The 14,939-nt window shown below is 67.7% G+C and carries 13 protein-coding genes and 1 riboswitch; of the genes, 7 read left to right on the top strand and 6 right to left on the bottom strand.

The features are described 5' to 3' along the window. Positions 1–11 precede the first annotated feature (11 nt). From pncA to AC1VXD_RS05580, 4 genes are all read right to left on the bottom strand, one after another. The gene (pncA, locus tag AC1VXD_RS05595; RefSeq protein WP_482991218.1) at positions 12–638 is read right to left on the bottom strand and encodes a bifunctional nicotinamidase/pyrazinamidase; all 627 of its coding nucleotides are present in this window, start codon (positions 636–638) and stop codon (positions 12–14) included. Positions 639–694: 56 nt separating this feature from the next. Then, positions 695–1,366, bottom strand: coding sequence for an epoxyqueuosine reductase QueH (locus AC1VXD_RS05590; RefSeq protein ID WP_482991217.1), 672 nt, complete (start codon positions 1,364–1,366; stop codon positions 695–697). A gap of 158 nt (positions 1,367–1,524) precedes the next feature. Continuing rightward, a riboswitch (cobalamin riboswitch) is annotated at positions 1,525–1,718 on the bottom strand. Positions 1,719–1,821: 103 nt separating this feature from the next. Then, a complete protein-coding gene (locus AC1VXD_RS05585) occupies positions 1,822–3,231 on the bottom strand; it encodes a nicotinate phosphoribosyltransferase (RefSeq protein WP_482991216.1) in 1,410 nt (469 codons plus the stop codon). Positions 3,232–3,296: 65 nt separating this feature from the next. Beyond that, the gene (locus tag AC1VXD_RS05580; protein WP_482991215.1) at positions 3,297–4,346 is read right to left on the bottom strand and encodes a bifunctional nicotinamide-nucleotide adenylyltransferase/Nudix hydroxylase; all 1,050 of its coding nucleotides are present in this window, start codon (positions 4,344–4,346) and stop codon (positions 3,297–3,299) included. 209 nt (positions 4,347–4,555) lie between these two features. Here AC1VXD_RS05580 and AC1VXD_RS05575 point away from each other — a divergent pair, with 209 nt between their 5' ends. Together AC1VXD_RS05575 and AC1VXD_RS05570 are read left to right on the top strand one after the other, a co-directional pair. After that, complete coding sequence (locus AC1VXD_RS05575; protein ID WP_482991214.1) at positions 4,556–6,430, top strand: RpoH suppressor; 1,875 nt, start codon at positions 4,556–4,558, stop codon at positions 6,428–6,430. Positions 6,431–6,473: 43 nt separating this feature from the next. Further along, entirely contained in the window at positions 6,474–6,911 is a 438-nt protein-coding gene (locus AC1VXD_RS05570; protein WP_482991213.1) for a hypothetical protein, read from the top strand. Between the two features lie 326 nt (positions 6,912–7,237). Here AC1VXD_RS05570 and AC1VXD_RS05565 read toward each other — a convergent pair whose 3' ends face one another. Further along, positions 7,238–8,605, bottom strand: coding sequence for a helix-turn-helix domain-containing protein (locus tag AC1VXD_RS05565; protein WP_333628747.1), 1,368 nt, complete (start codon positions 8,603–8,605; stop codon positions 7,238–7,240). A gap of 114 nt (positions 8,606–8,719) precedes the next feature. Here AC1VXD_RS05565 and AC1VXD_RS05560 point away from each other — a divergent pair, with 114 nt between their 5' ends. The 5 genes from AC1VXD_RS05560 to mmsB are packed head-to-tail and all read left to right on the top strand — an operon-like array spanning position 8,720 to position 14,259. Beyond that, complete coding sequence (locus AC1VXD_RS05560; protein WP_200752216.1) at positions 8,720–10,225, top strand: CoA-acylating methylmalonate-semialdehyde dehydrogenase; 1,506 nt, start codon at positions 8,720–8,722, stop codon at positions 10,223–10,225. A 14-nt stretch (positions 10,226–10,239) separates the two neighbouring features. Beyond that, a complete protein-coding gene (locus tag AC1VXD_RS05555) occupies positions 10,240–11,406 on the top strand; it encodes an acyl-CoA dehydrogenase family protein (protein WP_482991212.1) in 1,167 nt (388 codons plus the stop codon). Continuing rightward, entirely contained in the window at positions 11,403–12,200 is a 798-nt protein-coding gene (locus AC1VXD_RS05550; RefSeq protein WP_482991211.1) for an enoyl-CoA hydratase, read from the top strand. Before AC1VXD_RS05555 ends, AC1VXD_RS05550 begins: the two co-directional genes overlap by 4 nt. Then, complete coding sequence (locus tag AC1VXD_RS05545) at positions 12,197–13,372, top strand: enoyl-CoA hydratase/isomerase family protein (protein ID WP_482991210.1); 1,176 nt, start codon at positions 12,197–12,199, stop codon at positions 13,370–13,372. The genes AC1VXD_RS05550 and AC1VXD_RS05545 overlap by 4 nt, the downstream gene beginning before the upstream one ends. After that, positions 13,369–14,259: a 3-hydroxyisobutyrate dehydrogenase gene (gene mmsB, locus AC1VXD_RS05540; RefSeq protein WP_482991209.1), complete on the top strand. Its 891-nt coding sequence runs from the start codon at positions 13,369–13,371 to the stop codon at positions 14,257–14,259. The genes AC1VXD_RS05545 and mmsB overlap by 4 nt, the downstream gene beginning before the upstream one ends. 203 nt (positions 14,260–14,462) lie before the next feature. Here the strand turns inward: mmsB and AC1VXD_RS05535 are convergent, their stop codons facing one another. Then, on the bottom strand, positions 14,463–14,888 hold the full coding sequence (locus tag AC1VXD_RS05535) for an organic hydroperoxide resistance protein (protein WP_108758371.1): 426 nt from the start codon (positions 14,886–14,888) through the stop codon (positions 14,463–14,465). Positions 14,889–14,939 lie beyond the last annotated feature (51 nt).

Genomic DNA, 14,939 nt, shown 5'->3' with positions numbered 1-14,939 from the left:
GCGGCGATGGATCAAAGGATCGCAATTCCCGCCTTGCCCAGCGCCTCACGCACCATCGTGTCGTTGGCTTCGGTCACCGGCCGGGTCAGGTCCCACAGGAACTTCACCCGGAAGCCGGATTTCACTGCGTCCTGCGCGCTCCACAGCACGCAGTAATCGCGCGCCAGGCCGCACACATGCACTTCGCGGATGCGGCGCTCGTGCAGCCAGCCGGCCAGACCGGTCGGCGGGCGTTCGCCCTCCGGGCCATGGTTCTCGCGGAACGCGCTGTACGAATCCACCTGCTGGCGGGTGCCCTTGCGCAGGATCAGGTCGGCCACGGTCCAGTCCACGCCCGGGTGCAGCGCGGCGCCGTCGCTGCCCTGCACGCAGTGGTCCGGCCACAGGGTCTGCGGCTGCGCGTGCAGCAGGATGTTCTCGAACGGGCGCGTGCCCGGGTGCTGGCTGGCGAAGGAGGCGTGGTCGGCCGGGTGCCAGTCCTGGGTGGCCACCACCGTGCGGTAGCGGCGCTGCGCCAGCAGCTCGGCGATCGGCGCCACCAGCGCATCACCCTGGTCACAGGCCAGCGCGCCACCGGGCATGAAGTCCGGCTGCAGGTCGATCACCAGCAGGGCGACATCGGCGGGCAGGGCGGTCATGGCAGGGTCCAGCACAGCTGAGGGGGCGACCAGCGTGGCCGCCTCCCGCGCACACGTCAATCGCCTTGCGGCGTTTCAGCCTCCTGCCCGTAGTACAGCAGGCCGATCTTGATGCGCTCGCGGCCAGTTTCGCGGCGGTGGCGGTTGGCATCGCGCAGCGAGTACACGCAGCCGCAGTATTCCTGCTGGTAGAACTGTTCGCGCTTGCTGATCTCCACCATGCGGCTGGCACCGCCGCCCTTGCGCCAGTTGTATTCCCAGTACTGCAGGCCTTCGTAGCGCGACGCCGCGCGCACGCCGCAATCGTTGATCTGCGCCATGTTCTTCCAGCGCGAAATGCCCAGCGACGAACTGATGGTGTCATAGCCGTGCTCATGCGCGTACAGCGCAGTGCGCTCGAAACGCATGTCGAAGCACATCGTGCAGCGGATGCCGCGCTCGGGCTCGTCTTCCATGCCGCGCGCACGGCTGAACCAGTTGTCGGTGTCGTAGTCGCAGTCGATGAAGGGGATGCCGTGCTGCTCGGCGAAGCGGATGTTCTCCTGCTTGCGCAGCTCGTATTCCTTCACCGGGTGGATGTTGGGGTTGTAGAAGAAGATCGCGTAGTCGATCCCGGAGGCGGTGATCGCCTCCATCACTTCGCCCGAGCAGGGCGCACAGCACGAATGCAGCAGCAGGCGCTTGCCGTCGGCGGGCAGGGACAGGGCGGGGCGTTGGAACTCGGTCATCGTCGGGTGCATCTGGGCGTGGGCAACGGGTCTGGCCGGAAACCGTGAACAGGACGCGCGCGGCCACGCCGCCTGCACGCGCAGGACGACATTGGCCCCGGCAACCTCCCCGCGGAGATTCCAGGTCGAGTCAGGGGACGGTCGTGTCCCCCGGCCGGGGCCGGTATTCGGGCTGATGGACCCGGGCCGCAGCCCACCTACTACCTGCCGCTTCCCAGGCGCGAGCCCAGTGCTGTTGGCAGGATTCGTTTCCATTCACCGCTGCGGGGCAGCTCCGGAATGGGCGCGCGAGGCGCCTTCACCGGATTCCCGTTCAAATCCCTGTCGTCGTCGCGACGACAGCAGGGATACCTTCGGCGTGCCCACGGTGGACGCGTTGCTGCTGCCGGTCAAGGGGCACCGGGGTCGGATCCCGCTGCCACGCAGCGGGCTCTGACCCCGGGCGGGACGTACCTTCAACGCCCCGCCGCGGCCCGCGCGCGGATCTCATCCAGCCGCTGGTCGTACAGCAACCGCCCGTTCTCCCACACGGTCACCATCGCATCCTCGAAGCCCGTCGGCAGGGTGTCGTCACCGCTGGCCGGCAGCGCCACCGTATGCAGGCTGCCATCGTCCGAGCGGCGCAGCAGGCGCATGCGGCCGCGCTTGCTGGTCTTGCCGGCATCGGTGATCGGGTCCTTGTAGACATCGATCCAGGTACCATCCACCCGCGCGGCCGAGCACTTCAGCGCGAACTTCTGCGTATCGCGGTCCAGCCGCTGCAGCAGTGCACCGCCCATGCCGAAGGCCACGTTGTCGGCGGCGTAGCCGTCAGCGGTGACGCGCTGCAGGATGGCGCGGATCGTGTCCGGGTCGATGCCATCGCCCTGGATCACCCGCACGTGGTTGAGCACGCGGTAGCCCTTGCCGTTGATCGTGTGGCCAAACGCCTCATCCAGGCGGCGCAGGCTTTCGGCCACCACCTCCACCGGGTCACCCGAATCGGGGCGGATGACCAGGGTCGCGCCCGAGGCGATCACTTCATCGCGCAGGGTGGTGCCCCAGTGCTCGCTGATGGCGCGGTAGATGTCATAGCTGTCCGACACCACCGCGACGATGGCACCGGGCTTGCCGAACTGGCGCAGCATGTTGCGGTACGCATCCACTTCGCGCTCGCGGCCCCAGCTGGTGATGGTGCTGTGCTCGGCGGCGGGAATCGAATAGCCGGCCATCGGCGCGTGGTAGTGCGCGCGGGCCAGGCACAGCGCCGAGACAGTGTCGGTGCCGAGGAAGTTGACCAGATGCGCGGCACCGCCCAGCGCGGCCGACTGCAGGCTCGACACACCGCGCGCGCCGAAGTCGTGCAGCTTGAACGGCAGCTGCTCCTGCGGGTCGTCGCTGGTCTGCTGCAGGAAACCGGCGATGGTCTGCCGCGCATGCCAGCTGATGGTGGCCACGGTGACCGGGTACCACACACGCAGCAGCAGGGTTTCCAGGTACGAGGGCACCCAGAACGCGGCCGGGTCGGTCGATTCGATGGTCATCAGCGCCTGGTGCGTGGGCACCACGCTGCCCTCGGGCACGGCGCGGATGCGTACCGGCAGGTGGCCACCGAGGCGGTCGACGATATCGCGCCAGCCGGCTTCATTGAACGGCTCGCCATGCGCGGCGAACACCGCAGCGGCGTCGTCGATATCGGCGTGGGTGACCGGCCGTGCCAGCGCGTCCTTGAGGATCGCCTGCAGGCCGAAGAACACCGTGCGGTCATGCAGGCCGCCGCGCGATTCCACGTAGAAGAACGTGGCATCGGTACCCGGTGGGTACTGCAGCCAGTGGCTGGCCTTGTAGCTGTCGGTGTCGAGGAGAAGATTATCGAGGTAATGCATGACGGAAGCTCCTTCGCGTCGAGTGACACCGGCGGTCTATCCGCCGGTGGGGAAAGCCGGTCGGGTCAGCCCCGGCCTAGGAAATACTCCAGGATGTGCAGGTGGTCTTCGAACAGCTGCGGGCCCATCTCCAGGGCTTCGCTCACCGGAATCCAGCGCGCCTTGTCGGCGTCGTCGCCGCCGCGCACCGCCGGCAGTTCACCGGCCGGGAAGTCGAAGTGGAAACCGTGGGTGATGGTGCGGCCGCGCTGGCTGCGGTCGGGGTGGTCGAACACCTGCTGGCTCTTCAGCGAGCCCTTCAGCACCGGCAGCGGAATCTTCAGCCGGGTCTCTTCGCGCAGTTCGCGCAGGCAGCTGTCGAGCAGGCTCTGTTCCTGGCCGACGAAACCGCCGGGCAGCGCCCACAGGCCCTTGCCGGGTTCCGAACGGCGGCGCACCAGCAGCACGTGGCCCGAATGCACCACCACCGCATCGGTGGTGACGAAGGTGGGCGCGTAGGGCGCGTCCTTCCAGGCGGCCTTGTACTGTTCGATGAAGCGGTACTCGGCCACCAGCTGGCCATAGGCCGGTGCGCTTTTGCGGAAGGCTTCGAGCATGTCGTACACCGGCGCCGGCACGTTGCCACGCAGCATCAGCAGCGCACCGTGGAAGTCCACGTCGCCGGCCTCGAACAGGTAGCGGCGCAGCTCGGTGGCCGACAGGGTGGCAGTGTGCTGCACGTCCACCAGCGGCCACTGCGGAAATTCGCGCAGGTAGTAGCTGGAGGCGTCCTTGTCCATGCCGATCAGGCCGACCTTGGCATCGGCGGCGGCGCCATCATTGCGCAGGGCTTCGGCCACCTGGCGCTGTACGTTGGCGATCCACTGGGCCTCGTTGTAGAGGTGGTCGCGCAGCGGGCGGATCAGCAGGCGTTCGGTGTTGCCATCGAGGGCGGCCTGGATCATCACGGCGCGTTCGGCCACGGTCCAGGGATTGCGCAGGCTGCGGGGGGTATCGGCAGAGCCGACCAGGAAGATCAGCTTGCGGGCCCGGCTCAGGGCCAGGCGGGCAACGGCGGCGTGGCCGTTGTGGAAGGGCTCGAAACGCCCGATGAAGACGAGATAGTCGAATTCCATGAGAATCCCTCATGTCGTTGTGGTAGCCGCGGGTCTGTCCCTTGGCTTGCTGTCGATGCTACGCCGATGGTCGTCAGGGTCAAGTGCACCGGTAGATCCACGCCATGCGTGGATGCGTGGCCGGGTTCTCAAGTTGTGAGAAACCCCCGCGTCATACTCCATCCGTAGCGTCGGGTGGCATCTCAGGCACAGTCAGCGGGGGCAGGGTAGTGGCACACAAGTACTGCGATCTGGTCATGAAGGGCGGCATCACCAGCGGCATCGTGTACCCCAATGCTGTACTGGCGCTGGCCCGCGACTATCGGTTCAAGAGCATTGGCGGCACCTCGGCCGGCGCCATTGCCGCAGCGGTGGCGGCAGCGGCGGCCTATGGCGATCGCCGCCAGCAGACCGGCGAGCACCTGGCCGGCGACGCCGGCTATGGCGGCCTGTCGGCGGTGTCGGCGCAGTTGTCGCGGCGCGGCTTCATCTACAGCCTGTTCCAGCCGGCGCGCGGTGCACGGGCGGCCTACCGGCTGCTGGTCGCGCTGACCGGTGGTTACGGCTGGCCGCGCAAGCTGCTGTGCCTGGCGGTGGCCGTGTTCGAGATCGCCCCGCTGGAAGTGCTGGTGTCGCTGGCGCTGCTGCTCGGCCTGGGCTGGTGGGGCGGCGGTTGGAGCGGTGTGGCGGCCACCCTGCTGCCGTCGCTGTTGTGCGCCTATGGTGCCGGCGTGGCCGGTGCCGCGCTGCGGGTGGCGCGGGTGGCGCGGCGCAACCTGCTGGGCCTGTGCAGCGGCCTGGGCCGCGATGCACGCAAGCCGGCACTGACCGAATGGCTGCACCAGAGCCTGCAGGAGCTGTCCGGCAAGCCGCTGGACGCACCGCTCACCTTTGCCGATCTGCACGATGCACCGCGTTATGCCGGCGAGCCGGAGAGTCCGCATGCCATCAGCCTGCAGATGATCACCACCTGCGTCTCGCACAACGAACCGCGCACGCTGCCGCTGGGCGGTGCGCAGTTCTGGTTCCTGCGCGAAGAGTTCGAGCAGCTGTTCCCGGCCAGCGTGGTGCAGTGGCTGGTCGACCACGCCGGTGCGCCGGTGGAGGTGGAAGGGCGGCAGTACTACCACCTGCCACAGGGCCCGCAGTTGCCGGTGCTGGTGGCCACCCGCATGAGCCTGAGTTTCCCGCTGCTGATCAGCGCGGTGCCGCTGCATGAACCCGCGCGCCGCGAGCGCCGCTGCGAGCCGTCGCCGGCCGCGGCCGATGCCGAACACAACGTGGCCGACAGCATGGAAGGACTGACCAGTGCCGGCCAGTCCTGCGGCCCGGTCATCACTGCGTTCCGCATCTGCTGGTTCTCCGATGGTGGCATCAGCAGCAACTTCCCCATCCACCTGTTCGATGCGGCGATGCCACGCTGGCCGACCTTCGCGATCAATTTGGTCTACCCGCAGCACGTCGAGGATGTCAGCCACGGCACCACGGGCCAGCAGGCACTGGAGCGTGCGGTGGTGCTGCCCACCGAGAACCGTCATGGTTGGCAGAGGCATTACCAGTCCATCGCCACGCCGCTGGCCGCGGCCGAGCTGGGTCGCTTCCTGTTCGCGGTGGTGGCGACCATGCAGAACTGGCGCGACCTGCTGCAGGCGCGTGCACCGGGCTACCGCGACCGCATCGTGCATGTGAGCCTGCAGGGCGACGAAGGCGGCATGAACCTGGACATGCCGCAGGAGGTGCTGAGCCGCATCGCCGACAAGGGCAGCCTGGCAGGCGCACGCTTCTGCGCGTTCTCGTTCGAGAACCACTACTGGATCCGCTGGCGCAACCTCGCTTCGGCCTACCAGCGCTACACGCTGGAAGTGGCGCGCACCGACGACCCGGCGCAGCAGGTTCTGGCATACCGCGCGGCGTATTCCATCGTCGCCCGCGGCGAACCCGTGCCGCCGTCGTACAAGCTGGGCTCGGAAGACAAGCGTCGTGGGTCGCAGCAGCTGTGGGCGCAGATGGTGGAGCAGGGCCGCACCTGGGAAGACCTGGGCCCGGACCTGACCGACGGCGCACCACGGCCGTTGCCGCAGATGAAGGTGACGCCGATCTACTGACCGCGATGGATACAATCGCGGCCCCCATTGCAAGGAGCGCCCCATGTCCGCCCGTCAGCAACTGCTGGATCTGCTTGCACGCCTCGACGCCCGTGATCCGGAGCACCTGCCGGTGGTACCGTTGGCCGCGTACTTCGAAGGCAACGACTTCGAAGAGTGCATCGCACCGAACCAATGGGGCTACGGTCGCCCGCCGATTGCCGAGCTGTACGCACGCTTGGCCGCGATTGCCGAAAAGCCTCAAGTGGAAGGTGTCTACGTGGGCCTGCACCAGGACTGGGGCAGCGCACTGGAAGACGACAGCGAGTGGCCTGCCGCGGAGAACGTGCACGTGCTGACCCGCGCCGACGCCGCAACCGTGGAAGGCTGGCTGCAGGGCCTGGAATGCGACGGTGTTGGCGAAGGCTGGCCGTACGGCCAACACGTCGACGCCTCCGCGCCCTCGGAAGGCCACCGCGTATTGACCGTGTTCTGGGACTAAAACGTGCCAACCAAGGTTGGCATCCACCAGTAGAGCCACGCCACGCGTGGATGCATTTTGCGCACGGCCAAAGCGTGCCGACCAACGGTCGGCACCCACCAGCAGCATCAGCATCAGGTTCCAACAGCCGCAGGAAACTGTCGAAGGCGGGGTGGGTACGGTTGAGGGGGTGTGAGCGGCATCGATGCCGCGACCAAGCCCCCATGGATGGGTTTACCGCGTCCCCATCAACCGGACCCACCCCCCGCCATCCCACGGAAAGCCAGCTTTTGCTTCGGCCGTTGCCGTTGATTCGGCAGCTGCAGGGCGCAGCCCTGCAAAACCCCCTACCTCCCCGGCAACTGCGCGAACGCGCGCTGCATGCAGTCCTCCCGCGGGCACACCCGGCACCCTGGGCCAATCGACACCGAATTCCCCGGGCTCTGCACATCCAGCCCCAGCGAATACACCAGCCGCTCCGCATGCTGCAGATCGCAGCCCAGCGCCACCGCAAATGTCTTGCGCGGCTGACCATGCCCCACCGGCCCGCTGCTCACCTGCCGTGCCAGCCAGAAATGGCGCCGCCCATCGGGCATGCGCGCGGTCTGCGTCAGGATCCGCCCCGGCTGGTTGAACGCCTCGTAGACGATCCACAGCGGGCACGACCCACCCACCTGCGAGAAATGGAAGTCGGTCGCCGAATGGCGCTTGGACACATTGCCCGCACGGTCCACGCGGATGAAGAAGAACGGCAGCCCCGGTGCACTGCGCCGCGCCAGCGTGCTCAGCCGGTGGCACACCGCCTCGAAGCCCACGCCGAATTGATGCGCCAGCAGTTCGATGTCGTAGCTGCTGGCCTCGGCCGCACGCAGGAAGCGCATGTACGGCATCACCAGCGCCCCGGCGAAGTAATTCGACAGGCCGATGCGCGCCTGCGCGATGCGCGCGTCATCGTGGAAGCCCGCGCGGGCGATCACCGCATCGATCTGCGGCAGGTAACCGTGCAGGGCCAGTTCGGCCGCCATCTGGAAGGCCTGCTGGCCCGGTTCCAGGTAATCGGGCAGCCACAGCCGCCGCGCGCCGGCATCGAACTGGCGCTTCTCGCGCCCGGCCTGCAGCGCGGCCACTTCCACCAGCACGCCGTGGCGGTCGGCCAGCAGCTGGCGCAGGCGCGGCGCCACATGCCCCGGTGACAGCCCCCACTCGGCGAACAGGCGCTCTGCCAGTTCGTCCAGCTCGGGGATGTGGTTGTGCATGCGGTTGAAGAACTCGCGCACCTGGTCGCCGGCAGGCAGGGTGCTGCCGGCCGCGGGCTCGCCCAGCTGGAACTCGAGCGCGGCGGCGTGCTCGCGCAGGGCCAGATGGCGGCGGTGCAGGTCCAGCAGGGCGCGGCTGACCTGCGGCAGGTTGCCGGCCAGCGATCGCAGCTCGGTGGCACTCACCTCTGCCAGGCCCAGGTCGCGCAGCGTCTCGCCCAGCGCCTCCTGCAGCGCGGCGGGCTCATCGTCGTCGAACAGGGCGGAAACATCGCCCAGGACCTCGCCCAGCTTCTTCTGTACGGCCGGCGTCAGCGGGCGCTTGTTGCGCTCGATCTGGTTCAGGTAGCTGGCCGACAGGCCAAGGGCACGGGCCAGGTCCACCTGGCTGTAGCCGCGCTGCTCGCGCAGGCGCAGCAGGCGCAGGCCCAGCTGGCGTTGGGAAGGCTGGAAATTCACAGAATTAACATGAATCGTCTGGCGTGTTGGCCAGATTAAGCGGATTCAGGCCGGAAATCGAGGTGGCTGCTGTGAATAATGCCAAGCATCTTTCGAGCCAGTGGGATTGTCGTCATGACTGTTGCAGCGCCCCGTATCCGCATGCTGATCGATGGCCAGTTCATTGAATCGGCCACCTCCCACTGGCAGGACGTGATCAATCCGGCCACCCAGGATGTGCTGGCCCAGGTGCCGTTCGCCACCACCGGTGAAGTGGATGCTGCCGTCGCCGCCGCCAAGGAAGCCTTCAAGACCTGGCGCAAGACCCCGATCGGCACCCGTGCGCGCATCTTCCTGAAGTACCAGCAGCTGATCCGCGAGAACATGAGCGAGCTGGCCCACATCCTCACCGCCGAACAGGGCAAGACCCTGCCCGACGCCGAAGGCGATGTGTTCCGCGGCCTGGAAGTGGTCGAGCACGCTGCCGCCATCGGTAACCTGCAGCTGGGCGAGCTGGCCAACAACGTGGCCAACGGCGTGGACACCTACAGCATCATGCAGCCGCTGGGCGTGTGCGCCGGCATCACCCCGTTCAACTTCCCGGCGATGATCCCGCTGTGGATGTTCCCGATGGCGATTGCAACGGGCAACACCTTCATCCTCAAGCCGTCCGAGCAGGACCCGATGGTGACCATGCGCCTGGTCGAGCTGGCGCTTGAAGCGGGCATTCCAAAGGGCGTGCTGAACGTCGTACACGGCGGCGAGGAAGTGGTCAACGCGATCTGCGACCACCCGGACATCAAGGCCGTGTCGTTCGTCGGTTCCACCCGCGTCGGCACCCACGTCTACAACCGTGCCTCGCTGGCCGGCAAGCGCGTGCAGTGCATGATGGGCGCCAAGAACCACGCCGTGGTGCTGCCGGACGCCAACAAGGAACAGACCCTCAACGCCATGGTCGGCGCCGCCTTCGGTGCAGCCGGCCAGCGCTGCATGGCCGCTTCCACCCTGGTGCTGGTGGGTGAAGCGCGCAACTGGGTGCAGGACCTTGTGGCCAAGGCCAAGACGCTTAAAGTCAGCGGCGGCACCGTGTCCGGCACCGACGTCGGCCCGGTCATTTCCTGCAGCGCCCGCGAGCGCGTGGAAGGCCTGATCGCCTCGGGCGTGGAGCAGGGCGCCAAGCTGGTGCTCGACGGCCGCAACCCCCAGGTCGATGGCTTCGAGAAGGGCAACTTCGTCGGCCCGACCATCTTTGCCGGTGTCACCACCGACATGCGTATCTACCAGGAAGAAGTGTTCGGCCCGGTGCTGGTCATCCTCGAAGCGGAAACGCTGGACGAGGCCATCGCCATGGTCAACAGCAACCCGAACGGCAACGGCACTGCGCTGTTCACCCAGTCCGGCGCCGCTGCACGCAAATTCCAGGAAGACATCGACGTCGGCCAGGTCGGCATCAACGTGCCGATCCCGGTGCCGGTGCCGCTGTTCTCGTTCACCGGTTCGCGCGCGTCCAAGCTGGGCGACCTGGGCCCTTACGGCAAGCAGGTCGTGCTGTTCTACACCCAGACCAAGACCGTCACCGCACGTTGGTTCGATGACGAGACGCTGAGCCACGGCGTCAACACCACCATCAGCCTGAAGTAAGGGCAGGAGCAGCCATGAGCCACTCGATGACGACGGAGCAGGAAGAAGCGCAGCAGGCGTATCGTGAAGCCGCGCGTGACTTCGCACAGGCCGAACTGGCGCCGCACGCCGCGCGATGGGATGCGGAGGGCATCTTTCCGCGCGAGGCGATCGCCAAGGCCGGTGAACTGGGCTTCTGTGGCCTGTACATGGACCCGGAAGTCGGCGGCAGCGGCCTCAGCCGCCTGGACGCCGCCGTCGTCATCGAGGAGCTCGCCAACGTCGATCCGTCGACCGCGGCGTACGTCAGCATCCACAACATGGCTTCGTGGATGGTGTCCAAGTGGGGCCAGGCCGAGCTGCGCGATGCGTGGGGCACCGATCTGTCCTCGGGCAGCAAGCTGGCCTCGTACTGCCTGACCGAGCCGGGCGCCGGTTCCGATGCGGCCTCGCTGAAGACCACCGCCATGCGCGAGGGTGACGTCTATGTGCTGAACGGCTCCAAGGCCTTCATCTCCGGCGCCGGTGCCACCGAGCTGCTGGTGGTGATGGCGCGTACCGGCGGTGCCGGTGCGGGCGGTGTCAGTGCCATCGCAGTGCCGGCCGACCTGCCGGGCATCAGCTATGGGCGCAAGGAAGAGAAGATGGGCTGGAACAGCCAGCCCACCCGTGGCATCACCTTCGAAAACGTCCGCGTGCCGGTCAGCCACCTTCTGGGAGAGGAAGGCGGCGGCTTCAAGCTGGCGATGAAGGGGCTGGACGGCGGCCGCATCAACATCGCCGCCTGCTCGCTGGGTGCCGCGCAGGGCGCGCTGGATGCCGCACGCCGCTACATGGGCGAGCGCCGCCAGTTCGGCAAGGCGCTGGCCGATTTCCAGGCGCTGCAGTTCAAGCTGGCCGACATGGCCATCGAACTGGTCGCTGCCCGGCAGATGGTGCACTCGGCCGCGCGCAGGCTCGACGCCGGTGCCAGCGATGCCAACGTGTGGTGCGCCATGGCCAAGCGCTTCGCTACCGATGCGGGCTTCAAGATCTGCAACGAAGCACTGCAGATCCACGGCGGCTACGGCTACATCCGCGAATACCCGATCGAGCGCCTGCTGCGCGACAGCCGCGTGCACCAGATCCTGGAAGGCACCAACGAGATCATGCGGGTGATCGTTGCCCGCCACCTGCTCAACACCGAAGAGGAACTGCGATGAAGGATTGGCGTACCCAGGAGCACGTGGGCCTGAAGGTCGAGGCCGATGGCCACACCGCCGTGGTCACCCTGCATAACCCGCCGGCACACACCTGGACCGTGCACAGCCTGTCCGCGCTACGCGACCTGGTGGGCGCGCTCAACGCAGACCGCGACATCTACGCGCTGGTGATCACCGGTGAAGGCGAGAAGTTCTTCTCCGCCGGCGCCGACCTCAACCAGTTCGCCTCGGGTGACAAGGCCGCCGCACGCGAAGCCGCACGCCGTTTCGGTGAAGCCTTCGAAGCGCTGTCCGCCTTCCGTGGCGTGTCCATCGCCGCCATCAACGGCTACGCGATGGGCGGTGGCCTGGAATGCGCCCTGGCCTGCGACCTGCGCATCATCGAAGACCACGCCCAGGTGGCGCTGCCGGAGGCCACCGTCGGCCTGCTGCCGTGCGCCGGCGGCACCCAGAACCTGCCGCGCCTGGTCGGCGAGGGCTGGGCCAAGCGCATGATCCTGCTGGGCGAGCGCATCAACGCTGAAACCGCCGTGCGCATTGGCCTGGCCGAAGAGAAGGTCGGCCAGGGCGAAGCCAAGGCGCTGGCGCTGGAGTGGGCGAAGAAGGCCGGCAAGCAGAGCCCGACCAGCATCGCCGCCTGCAAGACCCTGGTGCAGTCCACCCGCACCGGCACCCACGCCTCGGCGCTGGTGGCCGAGCGCGAAGCCTTCGTCGATCTGTTCGACACCGCTGACCAGGTCGAGGGCGTGAGCGCCTTCCTGGAAAAGCGCGCCGCGCAGTGGAAGAACGCATGACCACCGACACCGTTGCCGACGAAGCACCGGTGCTGTTCGAAGAGCGCGTGGCCGGCAACGGCACGCGCATCGGCTTCGCCACGCTCAACGCACCGCGCACGCTCAATGGCTTCTCGCTGCCGATGGCACACCTGCTGCTGAAGCAGTTGAACGCCTGGGCCGACGATGACGGCATCGCGATGGTGGTGCTGCAGGGCGCCGGCGAAAAGGCGTTCTGCGCCGGTGGCGACCTGCACAGCCTGTACAAGGCGATGGTCGCCTTCCGCGACGCCGGCCACGGCGACATCCGCGAAAACGACTACGCCGCCGAGTTCTTCGACGTCGAATACCGCGTCGACTACCTCATCCACACCTACGCCAAGCCGATCCTGTGCTGGGGCCACGGCATCGTGATGGGGGGGGGCATCGGCCTGATGTCCGGCGCCAGCCACCGCGTGGTGAGCGGGCGCTCCAAGCTGGCCTTCCCGGAAATCACCGTGGGCCTGTTCCCGGACGTGGGTGGCAGCTGGCTGCTGCCGCGCGTGCCGGGCAAGGGCGGCCTGTTCCTGGCCCTGACCGGCGCATTGCTGAACCCGGGCGATGCCATCTACGCCGGCCTGGCCGACGTGCACGTTGCCGAAGAACGCCGCAGTGCGGTGTTCGATGCGCTGCTGCAGGTGGCCTGGTCGGGCGATGCCACGCTCAACCACGAACGCCTGGATCATCTGCTGCAATCGCATGCCAGCGATGCGGCCACCGGCCCGCTGCTGGTCAACGCCGCGCAGGTCGACGCGCTGTGCGCAGGCGATGATCTGCCCGCGATCATCGCGCGCATCCGCGACCTGCAGACCGACGATGCCTGGCTGCAGGCCGCACAGAAGACCCTCGCTGCCGGTGCGCCCGGTTCGGCGCGGCTGGCCTTTGAACTGCAGCGCCGCAGCGCCGGCCAGGACCTGGCCAGCGTCTACCGCCTGGAGTACGTCACTGCGCTGCACTGCGCCGCCCGTGGCGACTTCGCCGAAGGCATCCGCGCGCTGCTGATCGACAAGGACCGCAACCCGCAGTGGAACCCGGCCACCCTGGCCGAGGCCACCGCCGCGTGGGCGGACACCTTCCTTGTTTCCCCTTGGGCCGAGGCCGCGCACCCGCTGGCCGACCTGGGCACTCCGCTTGCTGAAAGGAGCCTTGCATGAGCCGTATTGCATTCATCGGGTTGGGCAACATGGGTGGCCCGATGGCCGCCAACCTCGTCAAGAACGGCCACACCGTGCGTGTGTTCGACCTGGTGCCGGCCGCGGTCCAGGCCGCCGTCGACGCCGGTGCCGCCGCCGCGCCGTCGGCGCGTGACACCCTGGCCGACGCCGACGTGGTGATCTCGATGCTGCCGGCCAGCCGCCACGTCGAAGGCGTGTACCTCGGCGATGACGGCATCCTGGCCGACATCCCGGCCGGTGCGCTGGTCATCGACTGCAGCACGATCGCTCCGGCCAGCGCCCGCAAGGTCTCTGAAGCCGCCGCCGCGCGTGGCCTGCAGATGCTCGACGCACCGGTGTCCGGCGGTACCGCCGGCGCACAGGCCGGTACGCTCACCTTCATCGTCGGCGGCGAAGAGGACGCGCTGGAACGCGCGCGCCCGGTGCTGCAGGCCATGGGCAGGAACATCTTCCATGTCGGTGCCAGCGGCGCCGGCCAGGTCGCCAAGCTGTGCAACAACATGGCGCTGGGCGTGATCATGGCCGTCACCGGCGAGGCCATCGCCCTGGGTGTGGCGCACGGCCTGGACCCGAAGGTGCTGTCGCAGATGATGGCGGTCAGCACCGGCCGCAGCTGGGCCACCGAAGTGTGCAACCCGTGGCCGGGCGTGCTGGAAAACGCCCCGGCTTCGCGCGGCTACAGCGGCGGTTTCGGCAGCGACCTGATGCTGAAGGACATGGGCCTGGCAGTGGAAGCGGCGATGAATGTCGGCGCCTCGATCCCGCTGGGTGAAGTGGCCCGCAACCTGTATTCGATGAACCACCAGGCCGGCCGCGGCAAGCTGGATTTCTCCAGCGTCGTGCAGCTCATCACGAGCGATAAATAGAGCTTGAACGTGTAGAGCCGAGCCCATGCCCGGCTGCATGGATCAGCCGAGCATGGGCTCGGCGCTACACAAGCAAATGCGTCCCCGGCCATGTGCCGGGGCCCACCCGAGGTGGGATGGGCGGATGCCCGGTTTCGACCGGCATCCGCCCATTTTTTTGCCCGGCGCGCGGGTAGTGCCGGACGCTGGCCGGCATCAGCGCATCAGGCAACAATCAGCGTCACGTCGATGTTGCCGCGGGTGGCGTTGGAGTACGGGCAGACGATGTGGGCCTTCTGCACCAGCTCTTCCAGTTGCTCGCGCGGCACGCCCGGGGCGTTGATGGTCAGCTCGGCTTCGATGCCGAAACCGGTCGGGATCTGGCCGATGCCGACCTTGCCGGTGACGGTGGTCTCGGCCGGCAGCGCGACCTTGGCCTGGCCGGCGACGAACTTCAGCGCGCCGAGGAAGCAGGCCGAGTAGCCGGCAGCGAACAGCTGTTCCGGGTTGGTACCCGGGCCGCCGGCGCCGCCCAGCTCGCGCGGGGTCGACAGCTGGATGTCCAGCACGTTGTCGGAGGAGACCGAACGGCCCTCACGGCCGCCGGTGGAGGTGGCCTGGGCGGTGTACAGAACCTTTTCGATGGACATGGGATGCTCCTGGTCAGTGGGTGGGTGTTTCGGTGGGTCTACTTTGCCCGA

The sequence above is a fragment of the Stenotrophomonas sp. STEN054 genome, from assembly GCF_056854535.1.
The sequence above is the reverse complement of the archived record's forward strand: the minus strand, read 5'-3'. Positions and strand labels throughout refer to the sequence as shown.

Coding starts and splice junctions, on each gene's coding strand:
- AC1VXD_RS05550 (WP_482991211.1), top strand. CDS start 11,403: ATGAAGGATTGGCGTACCCAGGAGCACGTGGGCCTGAAGGTCGAGGCC.
- AC1VXD_RS05570 (WP_482991213.1), top strand. CDS start 6,474: ATGTCCGCCCGTCAGCAACTGCTGGATCTGCTTGCACGCCTCGACGCC.
- AC1VXD_RS05555 (WP_482991212.1), top strand. CDS start 10,240: ATGAGCCACTCGATGACGACGGAGCAGGAAGAAGCGCAGCAGGCGTAT.
- mmsB (WP_482991209.1), top strand. CDS start 13,369: ATGAGCCGTATTGCATTCATCGGGTTGGGCAACATGGGTGGCCCGATG.
- AC1VXD_RS05585 (WP_482991216.1), bottom strand. CDS start 3,231: ATGCATTACCTCGATAATCTTCTCCTCGACACCGACAGCTACAAGGCC.
- pncA (WP_482991218.1), bottom strand. CDS start 638: ATGACCGCCCTGCCCGCCGATGTCGCCCTGCTGGTGATCGACCTGCAG.
- AC1VXD_RS05560 (WP_200752216.1), top strand. CDS start 8,720: ATGACTGTTGCAGCGCCCCGTATCCGCATGCTGATCGATGGCCAGTTC.
- AC1VXD_RS05580 (WP_482991215.1), bottom strand. CDS start 4,346: ATGGAATTCGACTATCTCGTCTTCATCGGGCGTTTCGAGCCCTTCCAC.
- AC1VXD_RS05545 (WP_482991210.1), top strand. CDS start 12,197: ATGACCACCGACACCGTTGCCGACGAAGCACCGGTGCTGTTCGAAGAG.
- AC1VXD_RS05590 (WP_482991217.1), bottom strand. CDS start 1,366: ATGACCGAGTTCCAACGCCCCGCCCTGTCCCTGCCCGCCGACGGCAAG.
- AC1VXD_RS05535 (WP_108758371.1), bottom strand. CDS start 14,888: ATGTCCATCGAAAAGGTTCTGTACACCGCCCAGGCCACCTCCACCGGC.